General features: G+C 69.7%; 2 protein-coding genes and 1 pseudogene. 1 reads left to right on the top strand and 2 read right to left on the bottom strand.

Annotated elements, in window-relative coordinates; translation table 11 throughout:
* The first annotated feature begins 141 nt into the window (after nt 1-141).
* On the top strand, nt 142-912 hold the full coding sequence (locus B2284_RS14320) for a CPBP family intramembrane glutamic endopeptidase (protein ID WP_038566443.1): 771 nt from the start codon (nt 142-144) through the stop codon (nt 910-912).
* Here the strand turns inward: B2284_RS14320 and B2284_RS14315 are convergent.
* Nucleotides 899-1,216 carry a diacylglycerol/lipid kinase family protein gene (locus tag B2284_RS14315; protein WP_240742470.1) on the bottom strand — a complete coding sequence of 106 codons (318 nt, stop codon included), beginning with the start codon at nt 1,214-1,216 and terminating at the stop codon, nt 899-901. The genes B2284_RS14320 and B2284_RS14315 overlap by 14 nt on opposite strands.
* Nucleotides 1,217-1,344: 128 nt before the next feature.
* A pseudogene (locus B2284_RS14545) lies at nt 1,345-1,560 on the bottom strand (diacylglycerol kinase family protein); the annotation flags it as partial.
* Nucleotides 1,561-1,678: the final 118 nt, after the last annotated feature.

The raw sequence follows: 1,678 nt of genomic DNA, 5'->3' as shown, positions 1-1,678 counted from the left end.
TCGGCGTCTCGTGAACCGCGCTGTGCTGCTGAACCCCACGCTGCTTCGGTGAGTACCCGAGTCGACGCGCCGGGTGAGCGCGCACGAACAGCGCTCGGCCGTCTGCGAGGCCAGATGGCCTGGCCTGGTACGAGACTCGACGTGGCCCGCACGCGCCTGCCGCGGCGTCAACTGCTCGCCGAGACGGTCATCGTCCTGCTGCTCAGCCTCGGCGCGAGCGCGATCTGGTCGGCGCTTTCGCTGCTGCGCACGGCCCTGACGGCGCGCGCGACGCACACGTCGATCAGTCAGCAGACGTCGACGCTCAACTCGTCGCGTTCGAGCACGCAGTGGCTCGACGTCGTCTATCAGCTCGTGCAGATCGCGCTGGCGCTCGTGCCGGTGGCGCTCGTCGTTCTCCTGCTGTCGCGCGAACTGCGAAAGCCGCTGGCTTACCTCGGGATCGACCGCACACGCCAGGCACCCGACGCCGTCCTCAGTGCGCTGCTCGCCGCCGTCATCGGCATCCCGGGCCTCGCGCTGTACCTCGTCTCGCGGGCCATGGGCATCAACACGACGGTCGTCGCGTCCGGCCTGGGCGAGCACTGGTGGGTCTTTCCGATCCTCGTCCTCGCCGCCGCGCAGAACGCGATCCTCGAAGAGGTCGTCATGATCGGCTACCTCTTCACGCGCTGGTCTCAGGCCGGGTGGGGGCGCACGAAGGTGATCGTCGTGAGCGCGCTGATCCGCGGCAGCTACCACCTGTACCAGGGCCTCGGCGGGTTCGTCGGCAACGTCGTCATGGGCCTGATCTTCGGCTGGCTCTACACGCGCACGCGACGCGTCCTGCCGCTCATCGTCGCGCACACGATCCTCGACGTCGTCAGCTTCGTCGGTTACGAGCTGCTCGCCGGCCGCGTCAGCTGGCTGTGACGCCCTGGCGGCGCCATCCGAAGCGTCGCAGCACGCGACTCCAACTGCCTGTGCGCGGCCGATAGACGGTGAGAGCGCGGTAGGCGACGTCGAGGTCGAGCACCGTCCCCGAGCCGGTCACCTCGCCGTCGCGGGCGAACGGGATGGGACCGCCGACGACCTCGAGGTGAGCCTTCGGCGCGTCGAACTCGTGGTAGAGCGGCAACCGTCCGAGCCCGCCGGTGAAGACGGCGAACAGCGTGCGGACGGCGGCCCACCGCGAGCCTCGCTCCAAGAACCGCAGGTCGAGCTGCCCGTCGTCCATGCGCAGCCGCGTCTGCGGTGCGTCGCCGGGCGGGTCGTAGCGGCCGTTGCCGATGAAGATGCCGGCGAGGGTGACACCGCGAGCGGCACGTCGTGCTCGATCGCGTGCCGCGCACCGGCTTGCAGCGTCCCGTCACCGCCGCCGACGCCGAGGACGTCGCAGCGCGCGGCCGCGTCGGCGAGCAGGTCGTCGAGATCCTGCCCCTGCCCGAGGCGGACGATCTCCGCCTCGGGCAGCAACTTCTCGATGCGTCGGATGACACGCGCGCTGTTAACCCCTCCTGCTCGTGGGTTGATGCTCGGCGATCGCTGTGAACAGCGAACGGTCGAGACGGTCGACGTCACGCACGACGCGCATGATCTGCGGGGTGAAGCGGGGTCGGGGCAGACGCATGACGGTTCCTCGTCGCTCGAGTCGTCGGTTGGCACGTCCACCTTGCCACCATGAGCATCCGGGCGCTCC

Source organism: Dermacoccus sp. UBA1591 (genome assembly GCF_002322065.1).
GTDB lineage: Bacteria > Actinomycetota > Actinomycetes > Actinomycetales > Dermatophilaceae > Dermacoccus > Dermacoccus nishinomiyaensis.
The sequence above is the reverse complement of the archived record's forward strand: the minus strand, read 5'-3'. Positions and strand labels throughout refer to the sequence as shown.